This is a genomic window from Saccharothrix sp. DSM 118769 (assembly GCF_052936295.1).
Genome location: NZ_CP193627.1, coordinates 6,302,121 through 6,318,549 on the forward strand (window position 1 = coordinate 6,302,121; position 16,429 = coordinate 6,318,549).

15 protein-coding genes are annotated in these 16,429 nt (G+C 64.6%); 10 read left to right on the forward strand and 5 right to left on the reverse strand.

The window, feature by feature from the left end:
- Positions 1-224: 224 nt before the first annotated feature.
- On the reverse strand, positions 225-1,667 hold the full coding sequence (locus ACRAKJ_RS26620) for a recombinase family protein (protein WP_438922706.1): 1,443 nt from the start codon (positions 1,665-1,667) through the stop codon (positions 225-227).
- A gap of 350 nt (positions 1,668-2,017) precedes the next feature.
- Entirely contained in the window at positions 2,018-3,208 is a 1,191-nt protein-coding gene (locus ACRAKJ_RS26625) for a restriction endonuclease (RefSeq protein ID WP_438922705.1), read from the reverse strand.
- 247 nt (positions 3,209-3,455) lie between these two features.
- Between ACRAKJ_RS26625 and ACRAKJ_RS26630 the strand changes: the two genes are divergently transcribed.
- Positions 3,456-3,668 carry a hypothetical protein gene (locus ACRAKJ_RS26630; RefSeq protein WP_438922704.1) on the forward strand — a complete coding sequence of 71 codons (213 nt, stop codon included), beginning with the start codon at positions 3,456-3,458 and terminating at the stop codon, positions 3,666-3,668.
- Positions 3,669-3,831: 163 nt separating this feature from the next.
- Here the strand turns inward: ACRAKJ_RS26630 and ACRAKJ_RS26635 are convergent, their stop codons facing one another.
- Positions 3,832-5,613 carry a CHAT domain-containing protein gene (locus tag ACRAKJ_RS26635; protein ID WP_438922703.1) on the reverse strand — a complete coding sequence of 594 codons (1,782 nt, stop codon included), beginning with the start codon at positions 5,611-5,613 and terminating at the stop codon, positions 3,832-3,834.
- Positions 5,614-5,657: 44 nt separating this feature from the next.
- Here ACRAKJ_RS26635 and ACRAKJ_RS26640 point away from each other — a divergent pair, with 44 nt between their 5' ends.
- Both ACRAKJ_RS26640 and ACRAKJ_RS26645 read left to right on the forward strand, forming a co-directional pair.
- Positions 5,658-5,984 carry a hypothetical protein gene (locus ACRAKJ_RS26640; protein ID WP_438922702.1) on the forward strand — a complete coding sequence of 109 codons (327 nt, stop codon included), beginning with the start codon at positions 5,658-5,660 and terminating at the stop codon, positions 5,982-5,984.
- A gap of 7 nt (positions 5,985-5,991) precedes the next feature.
- Complete coding sequence (locus ACRAKJ_RS26645) at positions 5,992-7,527, forward strand: CATRA conflict system CASPASE/TPR repeat-associated protein (protein ID WP_438922701.1); 1,536 nt, start codon at positions 5,992-5,994, stop codon at positions 7,525-7,527.
- Here ACRAKJ_RS26645 and ACRAKJ_RS26650 read toward each other — a convergent pair.
- Positions 7,454-8,092: a hypothetical protein gene (locus ACRAKJ_RS26650; RefSeq protein WP_438922700.1), complete on the reverse strand. Its 639-nt coding sequence runs from the start codon at positions 8,090-8,092 to the stop codon at positions 7,454-7,456. The genes ACRAKJ_RS26645 and ACRAKJ_RS26650 overlap by 74 nt on opposite strands.
- Before the next feature lie 632 nt (positions 8,093-8,724).
- Between ACRAKJ_RS26650 and ACRAKJ_RS26655 the strand changes: the two genes are divergently transcribed.
- The 7 genes from ACRAKJ_RS26655 (at position 8,725) to ACRAKJ_RS26685 (ending at position 15,167) form a co-directional block, all read left to right on the forward strand.
- The gene (locus tag ACRAKJ_RS26655) at positions 8,725-9,609 is read left to right on the forward strand and encodes a sulfotransferase (protein ID WP_438922699.1); all 885 of its coding nucleotides are present in this window, start codon (positions 8,725-8,727) and stop codon (positions 9,607-9,609) included.
- A 14-nt stretch (positions 9,610-9,623) separates the two neighbouring features.
- Positions 9,624-10,778, forward strand: coding sequence for a DegT/DnrJ/EryC1/StrS family aminotransferase (locus ACRAKJ_RS26660; RefSeq protein WP_438922698.1), 1,155 nt, complete (start codon positions 9,624-9,626; stop codon positions 10,776-10,778).
- Positions 10,775-11,746 carry a hypothetical protein gene (locus tag ACRAKJ_RS26665; RefSeq protein WP_438922697.1) on the forward strand — a complete coding sequence of 324 codons (972 nt, stop codon included), beginning with the start codon at positions 10,775-10,777 and terminating at the stop codon, positions 11,744-11,746. Before ACRAKJ_RS26660 ends, ACRAKJ_RS26665 begins: the two co-directional genes overlap by 4 nt.
- Before the next feature lie 170 nt (positions 11,747-11,916).
- On the forward strand, positions 11,917-12,789 hold the full coding sequence (locus tag ACRAKJ_RS26670) for an ATP-binding protein (RefSeq protein ID WP_438922696.1): 873 nt from the start codon (positions 11,917-11,919) through the stop codon (positions 12,787-12,789).
- Positions 12,789-13,613 (forward strand): NAD-dependent epimerase/dehydratase family protein, encoded by an 825-nt coding sequence (locus ACRAKJ_RS26675; protein WP_438922695.1) that lies wholly within the window; start codon positions 12,789-12,791, stop codon positions 13,611-13,613. The genes ACRAKJ_RS26670 and ACRAKJ_RS26675 overlap by 1 nt, the downstream gene beginning before the upstream one ends.
- Before the next feature lie 280 nt (positions 13,614-13,893).
- Positions 13,894-14,442, forward strand: a complete 549-nt coding sequence (locus ACRAKJ_RS26680) for a hypothetical protein (protein WP_438922694.1) — start codon at positions 13,894-13,896, stop codon at positions 14,440-14,442.
- Positions 14,439-15,167 carry a phytanoyl-CoA dioxygenase family protein gene (locus tag ACRAKJ_RS26685; RefSeq protein WP_438922693.1) on the forward strand — a complete coding sequence of 243 codons (729 nt, stop codon included), beginning with the start codon at positions 14,439-14,441 and terminating at the stop codon, positions 15,165-15,167. The genes ACRAKJ_RS26680 and ACRAKJ_RS26685 overlap by 4 nt, the downstream gene beginning before the upstream one ends.
- 35 nt (positions 15,168-15,202) lie before the next feature.
- Here ACRAKJ_RS26685 and cysC read toward each other — a convergent pair whose 3' ends face one another.
- Positions 15,203-15,778, reverse strand: a complete 576-nt coding sequence (cysC, locus tag ACRAKJ_RS26690) for an adenylyl-sulfate kinase (protein ID WP_438922692.1) — start codon at positions 15,776-15,778, stop codon at positions 15,203-15,205.
- Positions 15,779-16,429: the final 651 nt, after the last annotated feature.

Consider the following 16,429-nt stretch of genomic DNA (forward strand, 5'->3'; position numbering starts at 1 on the left):
TTCTGTGTCACGATGCGCTCCGCGCCTAAGCGGAGCACTCCGAGTTCGATCCAGTTTTTTATAGATGACATCAATACATAAACACCATTCCAAATGATACCTCAATGGCGCGGGCCATCAATTCCGAGATAAAGTCGGTCAGTTTCGCGCAACTGGAAACGTGTGGATAGTGCGCAAGTCGCTCTCGGACACAGAATTACCCCACGGAAACGCTTTGAAGACTATCAAAGCGTTTCCGTGGGGTTTGTCGTTTCTACGGCCTCGGGGGCTGGGTGTCGAGCGGCCAGGGTCAGTTGGTCGATGTCGTAGACGATCACCTGACCATGTGCGCGAAGCTCGGCGACCAGCTCGTGCGGTGATCGGGCCGGGCGATCCTCGTCGGGATGCAGGAGTTCGGCGAGCCTGGTCAGCAGCTCGTCCTCGCGGACGTAGAGCGTCTTGGCCGCTTCTCCCCTACGCTGTTCGGGGTGGTCGCCTTGGTGGCGGCAGCGGTAGCCGGGACGGCCGTGGGCCCAGTGGGAGTCCATGCGGCGTCCGCAGGGGCGGCAGCGGAGGTCTCCGGCGAGCCGGTAGGTGCGGGTGGTGCCGTCCTGGGTGGGACGGGCTGTGCGCAGGCGCTGGACTGAGACGAAGGCGTGCTCGCCGACCAGCGCGGCGTGCGCGGGAGCGTTCGAGAGCACCCAGTTCTTCTTGGCGGCGGTACGGCGCCCTGGTCGCCCGCGGCGCCGTTCGGTCGGGGTGGTGTTGTCGCGTTCGGCGGTCTGGCGGCCCCAGACCTGCCAGCCGGTGTAGCGGGGGTTGTTCAGGATCGTCGCCACGGTCTGCACCGTCCAGAGCCCGCGGATACGGTGCCGGTTGCGGTCGGCGTCGTGCTCGGCCGGGCAGGGCACCTTCTTGTCGTTGAGCGCCGCCACGATCGACTCCAGGCTGACCCCGCCGAGGCGTTGGGCGAACATCCACCGCACGTGCGGCGCGGCCACCGGATCCGGCTCCAACCGCCGCAGCCGACGACCCGCTTGGGCGTGGGAAGGAATCGGGTGGGGTCCGGCGTCGACGAACCGGTAGCCGTAGGGCGCCCGGCCGCCGAGGTAGCGGCCCTGGTCGCGAGTCTGGACCGTCATCGCCGCCCGCGCCCGGTACTTGGCCCGCCGGATCTCGTGCAACGACCTTGCGGCGAGGATCGTCATCAGCGCCTTGTGCTCCGGGGTGTCCGGATCGACCGGGCCTGCGGCCTCGGGCAGCCACACCCGGACTCCGTAACGCCGGAACAACGGCAGCAGCCGCGCCAGTTCCTCACCGGCGAACGCACGCTCGTACTCCCCCACCACGATCGCGTCGAACCCCCGGTCCGGGTCGCGCAACGCCCGCAGCAGCGCCGCGGCCTCCGGGCGGTCCCGCCACGGCACACTGCGCGACTTCCCGACGTCGAAGTAGTGCGCCACGATCGTGCCGTGGCCAGCCGTCAACTCCTCGGCCGACTCACGCTGCCACGCCGCCGACGTCACCGGGTCCTGGTGCTCGGAGGTGGAGGTGCGACCGTAGAACGCGAACCGCACCCCGCCCGCCGCGCATACCGACTGCCGCTCCGAACGCGCCTGATCAGGCAGCCCCATCCACTCGATGAGCACATCACGACCCGACCGCACGACACCCGCCTCGACGACCACGCCACCCTCAACCCCGTCACACACGACCGCGAGCAGAACCGACGCGGCCGACGATCACTTCATGATCAACTATAGGTGGGCGGATCTTCGATCGGGCACGACCCCACAACGTGATGGGATCCTGGCGGCTCGCAGAGTCCGACAGAAGCGGTCACGAGGCCACCCGGCAGCGTTGGCGACCTCGCTCCCCACGTCGGGGCAGCCACAGTGGACGCGACGCCCGCGCCACAAGCGGCTACAGGGCGTCGAATCCCCCTGGGCGGCTACGTCACGCAGAGCGCCGTCACCGAGGACTTCGTCGCCGCCATCCCCGACGGCCTCGGCTGGTCGAGGCCGCGGACAGCGCTCCGTCAGCCGAGCAGGCCGAACTCCGCCAGGATCGCCGGCCACTTGCGCAACAGCGCCTCCAACTCGGCCGAGGACCAGATCGTGATGTCCGGCCGCCGGGCTTCCCGGTTGTGCTGCTCGACCCAACGGACCGCGTCCTGGGTGAAAGAACCCGTGGTGGCGACGATCAGTCCCCGGATGGGCTCACCCTCCCAGAGCGGCAGCTTCGCGTGCACCAGGTCGGCGATATCGGAGGAGTTGATCCCGCGCCCGGGCCAGTGCTTGGCCTGGACGATGACCCGTTCCAGACGCTCGGCCGCCAGGCCGTCGGACACGCGCCGAAACGCCTCGATGTCACGGCCGGCGTCCGCTGCGTTGACGTTCATGGGCCGGTTGATGTTGGTGTACGTGCCGGCATGCTCCAGCAGGCGGGCAAGCAGCCGCTCGAACCCGTCGGCGTCGACCCGCTCCCAGTGCACCACGGACGGCACCGACGAGGCCGTGGCACCGGCCAACACCGCAAGGTCGTCGACCTCCACCGGCACCGGTGCCTCGTCACCGTAGAGGGCCAATTCGACGTGCGGCCGAAACGCCGGCCAGTCGAACACCGCGATGTCGCGCAGGTCGTGCGGCTCGCCGAAACGCAGATGACGGTGCAGGTCATGCTGACGAGGACCTCCTGTCAGCGCCTCGCCCAGCAGGCGCTCGATCTCTGCGACCACCACCCGCAGGGTGTCGACAACCGGAGCCGTCTCGACCTCCGTCAGCAAGGTCTCCGGGTCCGTGGGCACCGGCTCGAGCAGGCCGTCGACCTCCCGCACGAGGTCGGCGGCACGCTTGCGCACCAGGCGTTGGCGGGCGCGGGCGAGTCGCTGCCGGTACCGGGCCGCCTCGGTGCCCGGCGCGGCCACCTGCGCCTCGAAAGCGTGCAAGCCCAGGGGCTCGTCGATCTCCAGGTAGTCCACACGTGCCTGCCCGATCGCCCCGTAGTCGACGACTTCAACCTCCAGGCGCCAACCGTCGATGGCCGGCAGGCTCGCCGCGATGTCCTTCCACGACTGCGCCAACTCGCCGTACAGGACCTCGTCGTCACTACCGCCGGCGAGGAACGGCCCCTCGGGCACAAGATCCCGCATCCGCTGCCATACACGATCCAGCTTGTCCAGGTTGAGCGCCACCCGGTCGTAGACCTCCAGCGCGGCGGAAAGATCCATCCCACGATTCTCGCAGGCCAGCCGATCATCGGAGGGCTACGACATGCCGCCGCGCAGGTCCACTCCCGCGGCTCCGCACACGACCACCAGTCCCGAGGCGCGCAGACGAGCTGGAAGCGAGCCCACCGCGACGCCCGAGTCCGCCGCCCGAGTCCGCAAGCCCGGCCAGCTCGCCCAATAGGTGGTCCTCGCGGCGATACAGCGGCCTGAGTACCTGTGGGACAGCCCCGCGCCGGGCGTGTTCCTCGTGGACGCCGCACTGCTGGCCGGAATGTGGATTGTGCCGCCCGACGCGGCGGGATGGACGATGCTGCCCGGCCTCGGGCTGCTGGCCGGGAATCTCGACGGCCAGGGGCTGCACTGCGTGTGGCGGCGCGTGCAGCCGGGCTACGCGCGGTTCCAAGACGAAGAGCGCGCGGCGCTGCACCGCTGGCTACGCCACGGCGGCAGCCGGGCGTAGCTGCCGGGCGGCGGAGTGGTGTCAGCCGCGGGCGCGCGGATGAAAGGGCAGCACCTCGGCCAGTGGGCCCGGCTCGGCCGGGTGGCAGTTGCAGGCAACGTTGTCGAGCACGCCGCCAGCCAGTCCCAGACCGGGGTCAGGGAGGTGCCAGCCCGTGTGGGACTCACGCACCGAAGTAGGTGAACGGAGCCCACAGGGTCGCTGGAGCGCCGTGGTCACGTGCTCGCTCGATCGCCGAGCCGAGAGCCTTGGTCCCCGTCATCGTGGCCAGACCTTCATGGAAACGGGTCATCAGCCGCACAGTCCTCGGTGTGTCGGGCACCGGCCACAGTGCGGCGACGACCGACCGGGCGCCGCAGGCGAGCAGTACCGCGGGGAATCCCAGTTGTTCCCCCGGGCTCTGGGTGCCGATTCCGGCGAGATCGCACGCGGACAACACGATCAGGGACCCGGGCTGAAGGTCTTCGGCGAGCATGGTGCCGACGGGTAGGGTGCCGCCGAGCAGGAGCGCGGATTCCAGCGGCTTGGCCGGGCTGATCATGCCGTGGCACGCGAGGTGCACGATCGCGCTCGTGCGGATCCGGTCCACCAGGTCCTGCGATGCCCGGGCGCCGGTGTCGAAGGCCTGCCGGGTTGCCGACCGCAGCCGTTCTTCGTTCCCAGGGCCGGCAACGGTTCCGATGATCGTGGGCGGCACGCCGTGGACGTCCGCGACCGCCTTGGCCTCGTCCACGACGTAGGGCAGTTCGTCGTCGCCGGAGGAGGGGTCGGCTGCCACGAGGATGGTTCCGGATGCGACGGGGTGTTCGGCGGCGAGCACCAGAGACCGCGCGGATGGCGCGATCGTGAGGTCGAGCGTCGCGCACACTGGCCGGTCGTCGATCAGTGCCGTGTAGAGCGGGAGCTGGGCGGCCTCGCCCAGCGGCACGACCACGAAGGGCTGCTCCCGCAGGTCGGGCCAGCGGTCCAACAGCGGCTGCCACACCGTCCGGCCCAGCCATTCCAGCAACTGCTCGATGTGCTGGGACAGCACGAGGCCGGTGATCCGCCGTTCGCGCCGGTCCGTGGCCACGGCGTGCAGTTCGCTGACCTTGCGCTCGATCGTCTTGATGTCCGCGTCGGGCAGTGTGATGCTGGTGGCGAGGCGGGTCTGCGGGTCGTTGAGTGCTGCGGCGTCGAACCGGATTGCGACCCCGTCGTGTACGCCACCGCCCAGGTAGACCAGCGAGCGGCCGGTGGCCCGCATCGCCTCCAGTGTGATGCCCGTACCGGCGGCCAGTGCGACTCGGGCACCGCCGGTCCGGTTGTGGTCGATGCGCTGGAAGTCAGCCAGGATCTGCTGGGAGTAGAACGCATCCAGCTCGCCGGGTTCACCGCCGAACGTCAGCGTGCGCCGGGCGGCGGAGATTTGCTCGCGCAGCGTCTCCTGCACCTGCCCCTGTGCCGAGGCCGGTTGCCCGGTGGCCAGGGCGGTCGCCGACCGGAGGAGCATCCGGTCGTCCAACCGGATCGAGGTGAGCTGCTCGGCGATCGCGCCCGCGGCCGCAGGCAGGCTGGCGTGGTGAGCGGCGTAGGCGATCATCTCGGCGTTGCGGAACAGGTCCCGCGCGAACGCCTCGAGCAGGCCCGGGCGTGGCTGGATCTCGTTGTCGAGGTCCAGCTTGGAGATCGCGGAGGCCATCACCCAGCCGGTGGCCACCACCCGGTGCCAGTTGCGGGCGCCCAGATCTGGGACCAGCAGGATCTTCGCGGTCGCCAGGGCGACCACGGCTGCCCGGAAGTCGTCGACGATCCGCGGTGCGCAGTCCTTGATCAGTTGCCAGGCCAGCTCCTGCACTCGGGGCCAGCGGTTGGGGCCGCCGGGATTGGCGTGCGCGTGCCGGGCCAGATCCCTGATCTCGAGATAGCGGTCGTCTAGGCTCTTGCGCTGGCCGAACAACCCCATGGTGTGCCCTCGTCTCCACGCGCCGGCAGGTACGGTGGTCCATCGTGACGACGGACGCCCTGTTACACGGTGAGAACGCCGACGACCTGCGCGAGCTGCGCACCCGCGTCAGGCGGAGCCGGTTGACCGTCGAGGAATGGGCCGAAGTCGCCACCACTCTGGTCACCCTCCGCGACGCCCTCCGCCGGGGGACGGCCCGCGAGGTGCTGAGGGCCATGGGTGTCTTCGACGATCTGGTCGGTGTGCGGGTGCGGGCCGAGCCCGGCGCCCTGCCGGTCGACGGACCGCCGGACGAGGTCGTGCACCTGGTGCACGAGGTGGAGCTGGCGACAGACGCACGGCTCGCCGGTTTGCCCGCCGATGATCAGTAGACCCGCGTTGCTGCTCTACGCCTTCGCGTCCCTCGACGGTGGTCGGGTCATGGCCGAACAGGGCTGGCAGCAGCTCGATCAGGTGTGGCGAGCGTGCCGGGAGGCCGGCTCGATGACCGCGCCGCTGTTGAGCGTGGACGCGCCGGAGCAGCTGCCTGCGGTGCCCACGGGAAGCGGTCCCTTCCGGATCGTCGCCTCCGCGGCTCGGGCTACTGCCGGCCGTATCCGATCGATGTTCGTCTTCGCTGAGCACGGCACCGCGGGTCTGGTGGCAGCCATCTCCGCGGACGACGACGGTGAACGAGCCTGGGCCGACCTGATCGAGCAGTGGCACGCCGTTGCCCGGCCCGACGCCGAGCGCAACGGAATCGGGCGCGTCACGGTGCTGCTCGGCCTGTCTCCTGACAGCTCAGCCCTGGACGACCTCGCCACGGTGGGTAACCGGCTGGCGCGCAAGCTGGGCGTGCACGCGGACCTGCCGCTGGCCGACCCAGGCCCCGCGGGGGCGTTGCTGTGGGAGCTTCGCCCCTCGTTCGAGACCGCTGATCGCCACCGCACCCTCGTCATCGCCGCACCGGAACACGCTGAGGACACCGTCGACGAATGGATCTGGACGGCCGACGGCCACCAGGGCCTGGTACCGCTTGTCCGGTATTGCCTCAACATCTACCGAGCCGGTCACCAACGCCGTGTCCACGAAGCACAGACACCACTGCCCGACCTCGTGGCCGACACCGACACCGCCGTCACAGGCCTCGCCTCTCAACTGGCCAGTGTCGGCAGCCCGTCCGCTGCCCCGGCCACGGTGCTCGCCACGGACGACCTCGTCCAGCAGGTCCAGCTCGCCACCACGAAACTGCTGTGGCGCCAGACAAAGATCCGGGAGATGGCGACGACCACCCGGGCGCTGCACGTGAACGCCCGCCGCAACCGGCCCGCCCCCAGCCCGATCCCCGGCGGCATGTTCGCCCGTGACGACACCGACTTGGCGTGGTTCGTCGACCAGCTCGACCGCGAAGCCACCTACCTCGATGCCCTGATCCAACGAGCGACCACCGTCAACGCCACGGCGGCCAACGTCACCAGCGCCGTGACGACCCGACGGCGCGACCGGATCACCCTGCTGCAAACGTCATTCCTGGGCGCCCTGCTGATGGCACTCGCCGCCATCCAGTCCTTCCAGTACACGACGTCGCTGAACCCGGCCCTCAAAGGCCCCGTGATCGGTGCGCTCGCCGCGGCCGCGTTCGGGCTCCCGGTGCTCGTAGCCCGGTGGAGCGGTCTCGTTCCACGGACAGAGGCATACCGGTGGCTCGACCTCGTCGCCGCAACGTGCTTCGGCGCAGCGCTCGGCTGGCTCGTCAGCAGCATCGTCTGGATGGCAGCGGCGGAGCGCCTCGCTCCCCCGGTCGTCACCGGTTGCGCGGTCGCCCTCGGAGCACTCCTCGTCCTGACACCCACGTGGCTGATCAGCCGGCGCCGGATGTGGTCGGGTGTGCGGTGGCGCCCAGGACGTGAATCCGGCGGCTGGCGTGTTCGATGACCGCGAGCACGTACAGGCGGGCACCGCTCAAGGTGGAGGTCTCAACGAAGTCGCACGCCGGCACAGCGCCAGCCTGCGAGCGGAGGAATGCCGACCAGGTGGCGAAGGTGCGCTCGGCCGCCGGATCGACTCCGGCGTCCTTGAGGATCTGCCAGACGGTGGACGCGGCCACCTTGATGCCGAGTACGAGCAGTTCGCCGTGGATGCGGCGGTTGGGATTCTCACTTGCCAGGCGCAGCACCAGGAGCCGGATCGACCGTACGGTCCGTGGTCGGACGGGACGCTTGGGGCGGGACTTAGGCCGCGTGGCGGTGTGCGAGAAATCCCGGTGCCAGCGCAGCACCGTCTCCGGACGTATCCGCAGCCTGAACCGACGGAGCGCCTCCGTCGGGAGTCGGTGCAACAGCGCCGCGAGGAACGCCCGGTCGCCTGGGGAGAACCGCGGTCGGGTCTTGCCCAGTTGGCGTTCCAAGACCGTGATCTGATGGCGCAGCACCAGGATCTCCGCATCCTTGTCCCGATCGCTCGCGGGCAGCAGCCGCAGTAGCGCGAACGCATTGGTCACGCCAGCTAAGCCAGTCGGAGCAGCATCACCGGCCATCATGCCGTGCTGATCGACAACAGCGCGGAATCAGGACCGCTTCCGCGCACCGTCTCTGCAGCCCCGCTACCTGCACGGATGAGGTTATCGACAGCCACAAGGCCGCGATCTGGTCGGCCACCTCGAGCAGCTCGAAGTTCTTGCTTGACAACGCCGTGAGGCGACGCTTCCCGTGAAGAGGATATCGGGGACGGCCTGACCTGATCTCTGGCGTTGCACGCGCCGTCCCTACTTCACGGTTGAGTGGATGATGAAGCCCACTTCATCCGCAGCGGCGCTACTGCACTGGAGTGAATTTTCGCTCGATTGGAGTAACAGAGAACAAATCCGTGACGTTGCCGGCCTATCGTCACCACCTCTTGAAGTGACGGAGCCAGCGGGAGGCGCTGTGGGACCGAAGCGTTGCGATTGGCGAATTAAGGACAAGCGTCAGACACTATTCGAGGCATGTCTCCTCTAAACGTGTCTTTTTCGGACTGTCTGCCAACGGTGAAACGAATCGAGAATTCCTTAGTTTCAACGTCGCTGGGCGTGCCTACATTCGAGTGTACACCGGTGATCTAAACGCAATGCGATCTGGCCGAGAGGAGCGGGACTTGGAACCGGAGAAGTCTCTCGCCGAAGCGCCACGACGAATTATCTTCATTGGAGGCGTGCACGGTCGTACTGGTACGAGCGTGGTTAAACGATTGCTGTGTGGCCACCCAGATGTCAGTGCCGTCGCCGGCGGCGAGACGCGGATGCTCGAGGCAATTTGCGAACTTTGGCCGACGCTGGCAATTAATGTCGCATATACCCCGAGTGCAGCGATGAGCGGACTCGCCGCCTTTACGGCCCACGTGCACAACATGCTCGGGGACACTCCCGAGCTGAGGGGAGCAATCGACAGGCTCGCCGACCAACTCGGCGTGCGTTACCTACGCCTGCCCGGCCGGCAACGTCTGCCTATGCCAGCGCCTCAGGATGAGGGGTCGCTGACCGAAGCACTCGGGGCTTTCATCGTCGAAGCGTTTAGCGCTGCTGCTCTTGACCCAACTAGGCCAGTCCTGTGCGAGAAGACTCCCAGCAACGCTCTCTATCTTCGCCGATTGTGCCGTCTATTGCCTGGAGCTCGCATTGTGGTGATGGTCCGGGCTCCGTTGGCCGTGGCGCTATCGCACACGCAACGAGACTGGGGTCCGCCTGACCCGGCCGAGGCTGTCGCATATACCGCCGCGTATTTTAAGCGGTGGCGGCTCATGGACGTACAAGAGGAGCGCTGCCTGCTGGTGAGACAGGAAGACCTGGTTATCGACCCCGATCGGACCTTCTCGCTGATGTTAGATCACCTCCGTCTGCGCAAGGATGACGAGCTTCTGCGTCACGCGCGCAGCCAACTGCGGCCAAGTGTGGACCGCCGTTCACGGTTCGCGATATCGGAGTTGGCGGTTCTGAAGGCACGGCTAGGCGACGAACTCGATGCATTTGGGTACGAAAGCTGAAACCGGGGCAGGCGATGAGCAGTGAGATCTCAGCGTTCTTGCAGGCCAAATGGGAAACCGAGGCGGACGAGAGGGAGCGGGCGTATGTTCCACTTGTAAGGCCCTACTTGCCTCCTCTGGACAAACTTCTACCGCTGTTAACTGAGATCTGGGCTTGCGGTCGGATCACCAACAATGGCCCGCTTCAGCAGAGGTTAGAGGCGGCTCTACAAGACCGCCTCGGCTGGCGCAACGTCGTGGCCACAGCAAATGGCACGCTTGCTTTGCAATTGGCCTGCCGGTCGCTCGATCTCGACGGCGAGGTGATCGTTCCTGCCTTCACCTTCCCAGCGACTCTGCAAGCATTGATGTGGAACTCTCTGGTACCCGTTCTCGTAGATGTGGAGCCGGACTACTTGACCATCGCTCCCGACGCAGTGGAGGCCGCCATCACACCGCGGACAGTTGCCATACTCGCTGTACACACTTTCGGGCAACCTGCTGACGTCCTGGCTCTGCAGAAAGTCGCCGACCGGCACAGTCTTGCGCTGGTATATGACGCGGCTCCCGCAGCTGGCGTCCGTGTCCATAACCAGCCTGTTACTGCATTCGGCGACGTGTCCGTCGTCAGCTTTCATGCCACCAAGGTGATGCACACTGTAGAGGGCGGCGCGGTTACGACCCCTCACGAATCGGTAGCCAACGCGGTGCGGCGATTGCGAAACTTTGGCCTTGGTGGCGGTCGAGAGGCGCTCGCGCTAGGTACGAACGCCAAGCTGAACGAACTCGAGGCGGCGGTGGGCTTGTTGGTGCTGGACGCGTTGGATACTGAGATCGCTAATCGTGCAGTTGCTATGAACGCCTATATCGAAATGCTTGCGGATATTCCTGGCGTACGAGTTTTGAGTGCAGCCGCAGATGTGCAGCCCAATAATGCATACGCAGTCGTCCGACTACGAACAGGTGTACAGGCAAGGGCTGATGAAGTGCATCGCCGACTTCAGGTTGCCCGAATCGACAGTCGACGCTATTTCAACCACTGCTATCAACTCGCCGATGTACTGCGGCGCGATGAAACCGCTGTTGCTGATGCGGCCGCGGAAGACGTGTTGTGCCTCCCGCTTTGGGGTGACATCCCCCTTGCGACTTTGCGGCGCATAAGCGACGTCATCGAGGAGGTCATGGCATGACCGAGCGCAGCCGCGGTGAGGTATGGGTGCAAAATCCGCCCTGTGCGATGCTGTTAGAGAGAGTTGCCGCTGGTGCCGGCGTGGCTATGGCGAAGCGCACCCATGGAGTTTGGGATCATCTGAGCCTGCTTACAACCGGCGGTTGGCGGGCCGACAGTTGGCGCCGTTGCGACCAGATGATCTTTAAGCAGGTTCGAGAGTTCGAGCCCTCAATCAAGGGCGAACGCCGGGAGTACATGCGCTACCTCAACGAACTCCTCGACGATGTGGTCAATCCCCCTCGAGATCCCCGCTGGCTGGAGACAATCAGTCTGGATCTGGACTACCTCACAAAGAAGCTCTACAAACCAGCTTTCAGACTTCGAACGAGAGTTGACCCTCGACTGCTTGCCTACTGGCAATGGCAGTATTCCTATGCAGACCTTATCGGGGCGTACGGCCTGGCGACCCGCGAGTTCCATTTTGCACAGATGCTCACGCAGGGAGTGATATCGCTTTCAATACTGGAACTCCCGGATATCGCGCGCAGCTGCCACGTCATTGTGGTTGGCCCAGAGAAGACTCGGGATCTCGCGTCGCGATGGCGATTAGATGACGGCCACTTCTCATTTATCCCAGCGCCTGATTGGCCCTCGCGGCGTCCTGACGGCAACCTGTTCAGCGACCCTGTGCTGCCAGCTCTGCAGACTTTCCGGATCCGCCACGAACTACTTGCGGAGCTAAAGTCGATTAAAAGTGCCCGACCACTGCTCTATCTGTTTGAACTAGGCACTTGCGCACAATGGCTCATCGCCCGACTATTCCGAGACCGGCCGAGCGCCTCCTATCTCGATCTAGGCCGGACACTGGAGTTGTGGTTCCCCGATTCTGCATGGCCTTTGAAGAAGCCTGTTTCTGCGTTCTACCGGCGTGCAGCCCGCGCTTACTACGGTGATCGCCGCTACACGAGCCTGGTGGCCGCATCATGAACGATGCGAGGACGATCGTATTGACGAGCGCGACGAGCGGGGTGGGCGCCGCAGTGCTGCAAGCGGCCGCACTCAGTCGGAACGCCTACCGGATCACGGGGATGAGTTCGGTCCCCGCAGATATACCGATGGGTGTTACCGCCTTAGCATGCCCTCCGACCGCACACCGCGTGGCCTTCCAGACGCGAGTTCTGGAGCTGGTGGAAACGGTTGGCCAATGCCTGCTGGTACCTGGCAGAGACGAGGACGCCGTCGCGCTATTGGAAATCGCCCTGGCGTTGTCTGAACGTGGGGCGACGCTGACCAGCGGACCGGGAAGCGTGATCTCGGCCGCCTATGACAAAGCAGCTACTGTGCGTATGTTTGGTGCCATAGGACTGCCGTTTGCTGGAACTTCGGACGACATTGAAGGTGCTGCGAAGTTGGCTAGCCGATTCGGCTGGCCACTGATAATCAAGCCTCGACATGGAAACTCATCGCGCGGTGTCCGACTAGCGCGAAACGAAAGCGGATTGCGTGCCTGTTTTCGTCCGGACGTGGACATTGCTCAGGAGTTCCTTCAGGTGGGCTCGCGGGACCAACGTAGCTGGGACGGCCAATTCCCTGGGGGGCAAGATGGCGAGTATTCCCTGCAACTCCTCTTGGATAGACGAGGACAAAAGATCGGCCACTTCTGTAGTCGCAATACGCTGGCAGCGGGCGTTCCCCGCCTTGTGGAAACTGTAGCCGACACGCAGATTGACGTTCTTCTTCAACAGTTTCATCATACCTTGGGTTCGCTAGGCGCATGGGGTGTCTGGAACCTACAAGGGAGATGCTGCAATGACGGAACCATCCGCGTGTTCGAGATCAACGCGCGACCTACCGGACTTACCGGACTACGGGCCCGACTCGGATTCAATGAGTTAGACCTATTGTACGAGGCGTTGATTCTCGGTTATTCCCAGTCAGTGTTGGAATCGCCGACTGTAGGCCTACTCATCAACACGGTGTCAGGCGTTGTCGTCAACGCCGACCGCCCTGGGCCGGAGGTACTTACTTAGTGATCACGTCGACTATCGCCGTCACCGGTTCCAAGGGCTATCTCGGCAGCGCAGTCACCAAGGCATTGGCGGAGCGCAACTACGTACACGCTATCGTCGCCGAGCGCCTAGAACGTCTCCGCCCAGGCGCCCTGAATTGCCAAGCGGTTCTGCATTGCGCTGGCAGGCTTCGCGGGCACGGCGCCCAGCGGATCTGGGCCGACAACGTCACCACCACCGCCACGCTACTACGGGCCGTGCGGTCGAATACTGTGATCGTCTTGGCCTCTTCCCGCGCTGTCGACTCGGCGGTTCCAGACCAATACAGCCGCAGCAAGCAGGCTGCGGAGCAGCTGGTGGCCGCCCATCCTGGACCAACGTGCGTGCTGCGACTCACGGTATTGGCGGGCCCGTCACCTGGCGGCCTCGGACGATCGTTCTTGTCACGCATGACCGCTCATGCGATCCGCGATAGGACGATCACTGTCCCTCAGCACACCCGACCAGTCGACCTGCTCGACGTTCGAGAGGCGGCGGCCGTACTGGCAGCCGTCTCCGTTGCGCCTGACCGGCGCCGCATGACACTTCACGCAACAGCCGGTCCCGTGGATCTCTTCGGTCTCGCCGAGCTAGTGGCTGACACTGTGTACGCCGTAACACGCCAGCGAACGCAGCTTGTTCGTGCCGCGATGCCAGCCAACCATAGCCCCAGTCCAGCAAGCCCGGCCGCATGGCGAGACCTGTGTACGCGGCATGGGGTGCATCCGATACCTCTGGAGATCACCGTCCGGGACGCGGTCGAAGCGCATGTTGCAGCCCTGGAGGCAGGCCGTGTCGGACCATGACAGGCTCATACTTGTAGCCTCCGGACCAGGTCGCTGTGGCGCGGACACGGTGCTTGATGTCCTGGGGCGCCACCGGTCCGCCATTGTGTGCCAATCGCTCGGACCGCCAGTGGTTGCAGCTTTTATCCAGCTACTCATCCACGCGCCCAGCGACAATGAGGTTTGGTTGCCGCGGCGCGCGGCGCAAGCGTTCACTGATGTTTTCGAGCGGCTGGAGGCGATGGGCGAGGGTGGCCGGGTTGCGGCTATGTCCCTAGCAAGATCCGTACAGGCTCAACCGATGTACATCCCGGTGTATGGACAACTGATGCTTCCCGCAGAAATTCCCCTGCAGCAATGGAGTTCTCTTGTGCGCCAGACACTGTTCAAGGCAGCTGGCCTTGATGATGCAACCCACTTAGCTCTAAAGACTGGCCCGCACTGCGCCCCTCTTGCGCTTTCGCTGTTGCGACCGGCTGACGCCTTGATATATACAATTCGCCATCCCGCAGAGACTGTAATCGGCCTCACCGAGTCGGTGGTGGACGGCATGCGACCTGCGGAGGCTGTGCAATACGTTGAACTCCATCTACGGCAAGCTGCCCATCTCCTTGCCACTTCGGCGTTTCCGACATTGTTAGTTCGTCTCGAAGACTTGGTGACCCAGACCGAGGTATCGCTCGCACAGTTGGTTAACACAACCAAGCTGTCCAACGAGAGAGACTGGCAGCAGGCAGCGCTCGCGGCGCTACCCAACGACATTTATTGCTCCCCGCGTTGGGACCACCCGACCGTGCGGCCGTATCGCACTGAGTTGGCAGCGTTGGGTGACGCATGGGGATATGCATGAGCGTCGGTCTTCCAATCATTGCCTCAGTTGCATCCGTCGATATCGCTACTTGCGTTGCCGCCCTGCGCAAGTATGGGGTTGTAATAGTTGAGCGATGGGCGACCGGGCGCAAGCTTGAGCAGTTAATCGACGAACATAATCAGGTCTTCGCGGCAAAGATCGACACCACGCGCGAGCTGAACAATTATCGTCCAGGCACAGGGTCACGCGCGGCACGGCTGGTCACCGACCAGATCGCGGCTATTCTACCAGAGACCTTCACCTTCCTTACTGACACCACATTGCGCGGGATCGCCGGATCCTATCTTGGTCGAACTGCCACTATCAACCACGCCGCCTATCTGACTCTTGACGTCGCCCACTCCACGCCTGTGACCGAACTGCACTACGATCGAAAGCATGCCCTCAAAGCATTTTTATGCCTTACTCCCGCATGCCGGGCATATGGCGCTCCGGAGTTCGTCCCGGGCAGCCATCGCCACAGCAAGATGATCCGCGAGGCTCACCTCGGCGCCGGAATTCCGGAATCCGATCTACCCATCGAATTCGGCCACGATGGCCGGGTAGCTATCTCAATGAATAGTCCGGCAGGAAGCCTAGCCATCTTCGATACCGACTGCCTGCATAGTGGAGGTCGGGTCCTGCCAGGAAAGCTTCGTCGGGTCCTGCGCGGACACTCCCACTCCACTGACGTAAAGGCGGCGCTCAGTTCAGGGAAAGATTAGTTTGGTCATACTGTCTTGCTCGACGCAACTGGCAACTACCTATGGGAAATTAGCTGGTATACGGAGTCAACAGACTCGACTTCCGTCTGAGTGTCGGTGAAGACTCGAAGATCAGGGTGGGACGGCGTCTCGTACGGATCATCTACGCCGGTAAGACCACTAAGCTGACCCGCCCTCTGTCGGGCATATAGCCCCTTTACGTCGCGCTCAGTGCACACCGCGACGGGCGTAGCGATGTGCACCTCGAGAAACTTTATCCCCTCGCTGGCGTGAAGAAGTCGAACCTTTTCTCTACTAGCCGCATACGGGGCAATCACCGATACCAGAACCGTTACGCCGTTGCGCGCAAGCATCACCGCCAGAACACCGATGCGGCGTACGTTCTCTTCGCGGTCGACCCTACTGAACCCAAGGTCGGCGGTGAGGTCTCGGCGGATCTTGTCGCCGTCGAGCACTTCGACTCTGTGCCCCTCGGCTCGCAGACGGCTCGCAACACCGTTCGCAATTGTCGATTTTCCAGCACTTGGTAGACCAGTGAGCCACGCCGTCAATCCGGATTGCCGAACGGCGTGGTTGGACGTCTCGGCCTTTGGGTCCTTCAAATCGCTCACATACGAATCATCGTCAGAGTCGTGTACACGGTTACTGATCGACCGGGCGGGGATGGACGGTGTCGTGAGCATGTCAGCAGATCTAGAGCCGATCGGGCGTAGTAGTCCTCTAGATGTTGCGCCTCCAGCCAGTCGCATCGCGCTCGACCAAACGGACGTCGCCGTCTGCCGTGGTTGAATCCGTGCCTGATTCGTTACCCGAAGGATACGGATGTCAACGACGGAAGTTCTCGCCATCAAGGTCGACATCGATGCGGTCGCCCTGTCCTTGCTGAGATGGGAGGCGGTCGGCCTCCAGGCCCGCTTCGTCCGTGAACGGATCGGGCAGTCGGACTACTCGAACACGGTGACGGTGCCCGGCGAGCTGCGCTTCCACCCTGACGACTCGCGTGACCGGTACAACGTCACGAACCTCTTCGAGGGCGACTACCTGCCGGGCCTCATCTGGCAGTTGCGCTCGACGCGGCACGGGCCGCTCATGGGCTATCAGACCATGACCGACGCGATGAAGGCCAAGAAGCTGCGCGCTCCTTGGATGATCTCCGAGAGCATGAAGCGGTGGTACTCGACCTACGCCCACGCGCCTGCGCCGACCACCCGCGACTGCGGGCCGCGTTGTAGGACACACCGCTCATTGTCGGCCCCATGTCG

Bases quoted from the DNA above. Each gene is read 5' to 3' on its own strand.
- ACRAKJ_RS26625 (WP_438922705.1), bottom strand. From the start codon at position 3,208: ATGGATCTTTCCGCCGCGCTGGAGGTCTACGACCGGGTGGCGCTCAAC.
- ACRAKJ_RS26635 (WP_438922703.1), bottom strand. From the start codon at position 5,613: ATGGGGTTGTTCGGCCAGCGCAAGAGCCTAGACGACCGCTATCTCGAG.
- ACRAKJ_RS26660 (WP_438922698.1), top strand. From the start codon at position 9,624: ATGAGCAGTGAGATCTCAGCGTTCTTGCAGGCCAAATGGGAAACCGAG.
- ACRAKJ_RS26665 (WP_438922697.1), top strand. From the start codon at position 10,775: ATGACCGAGCGCAGCCGCGGTGAGGTATGGGTGCAAAATCCGCCCTGT.
- ACRAKJ_RS26680 (WP_438922694.1), top strand. From the start codon at position 13,894: ATGTACATCCCGGTGTATGGACAACTGATGCTTCCCGCAGAAATTCCC.
- ACRAKJ_RS26685 (WP_438922693.1), top strand. From the start codon at position 14,439: ATGAGCGTCGGTCTTCCAATCATTGCCTCAGTTGCATCCGTCGATATC.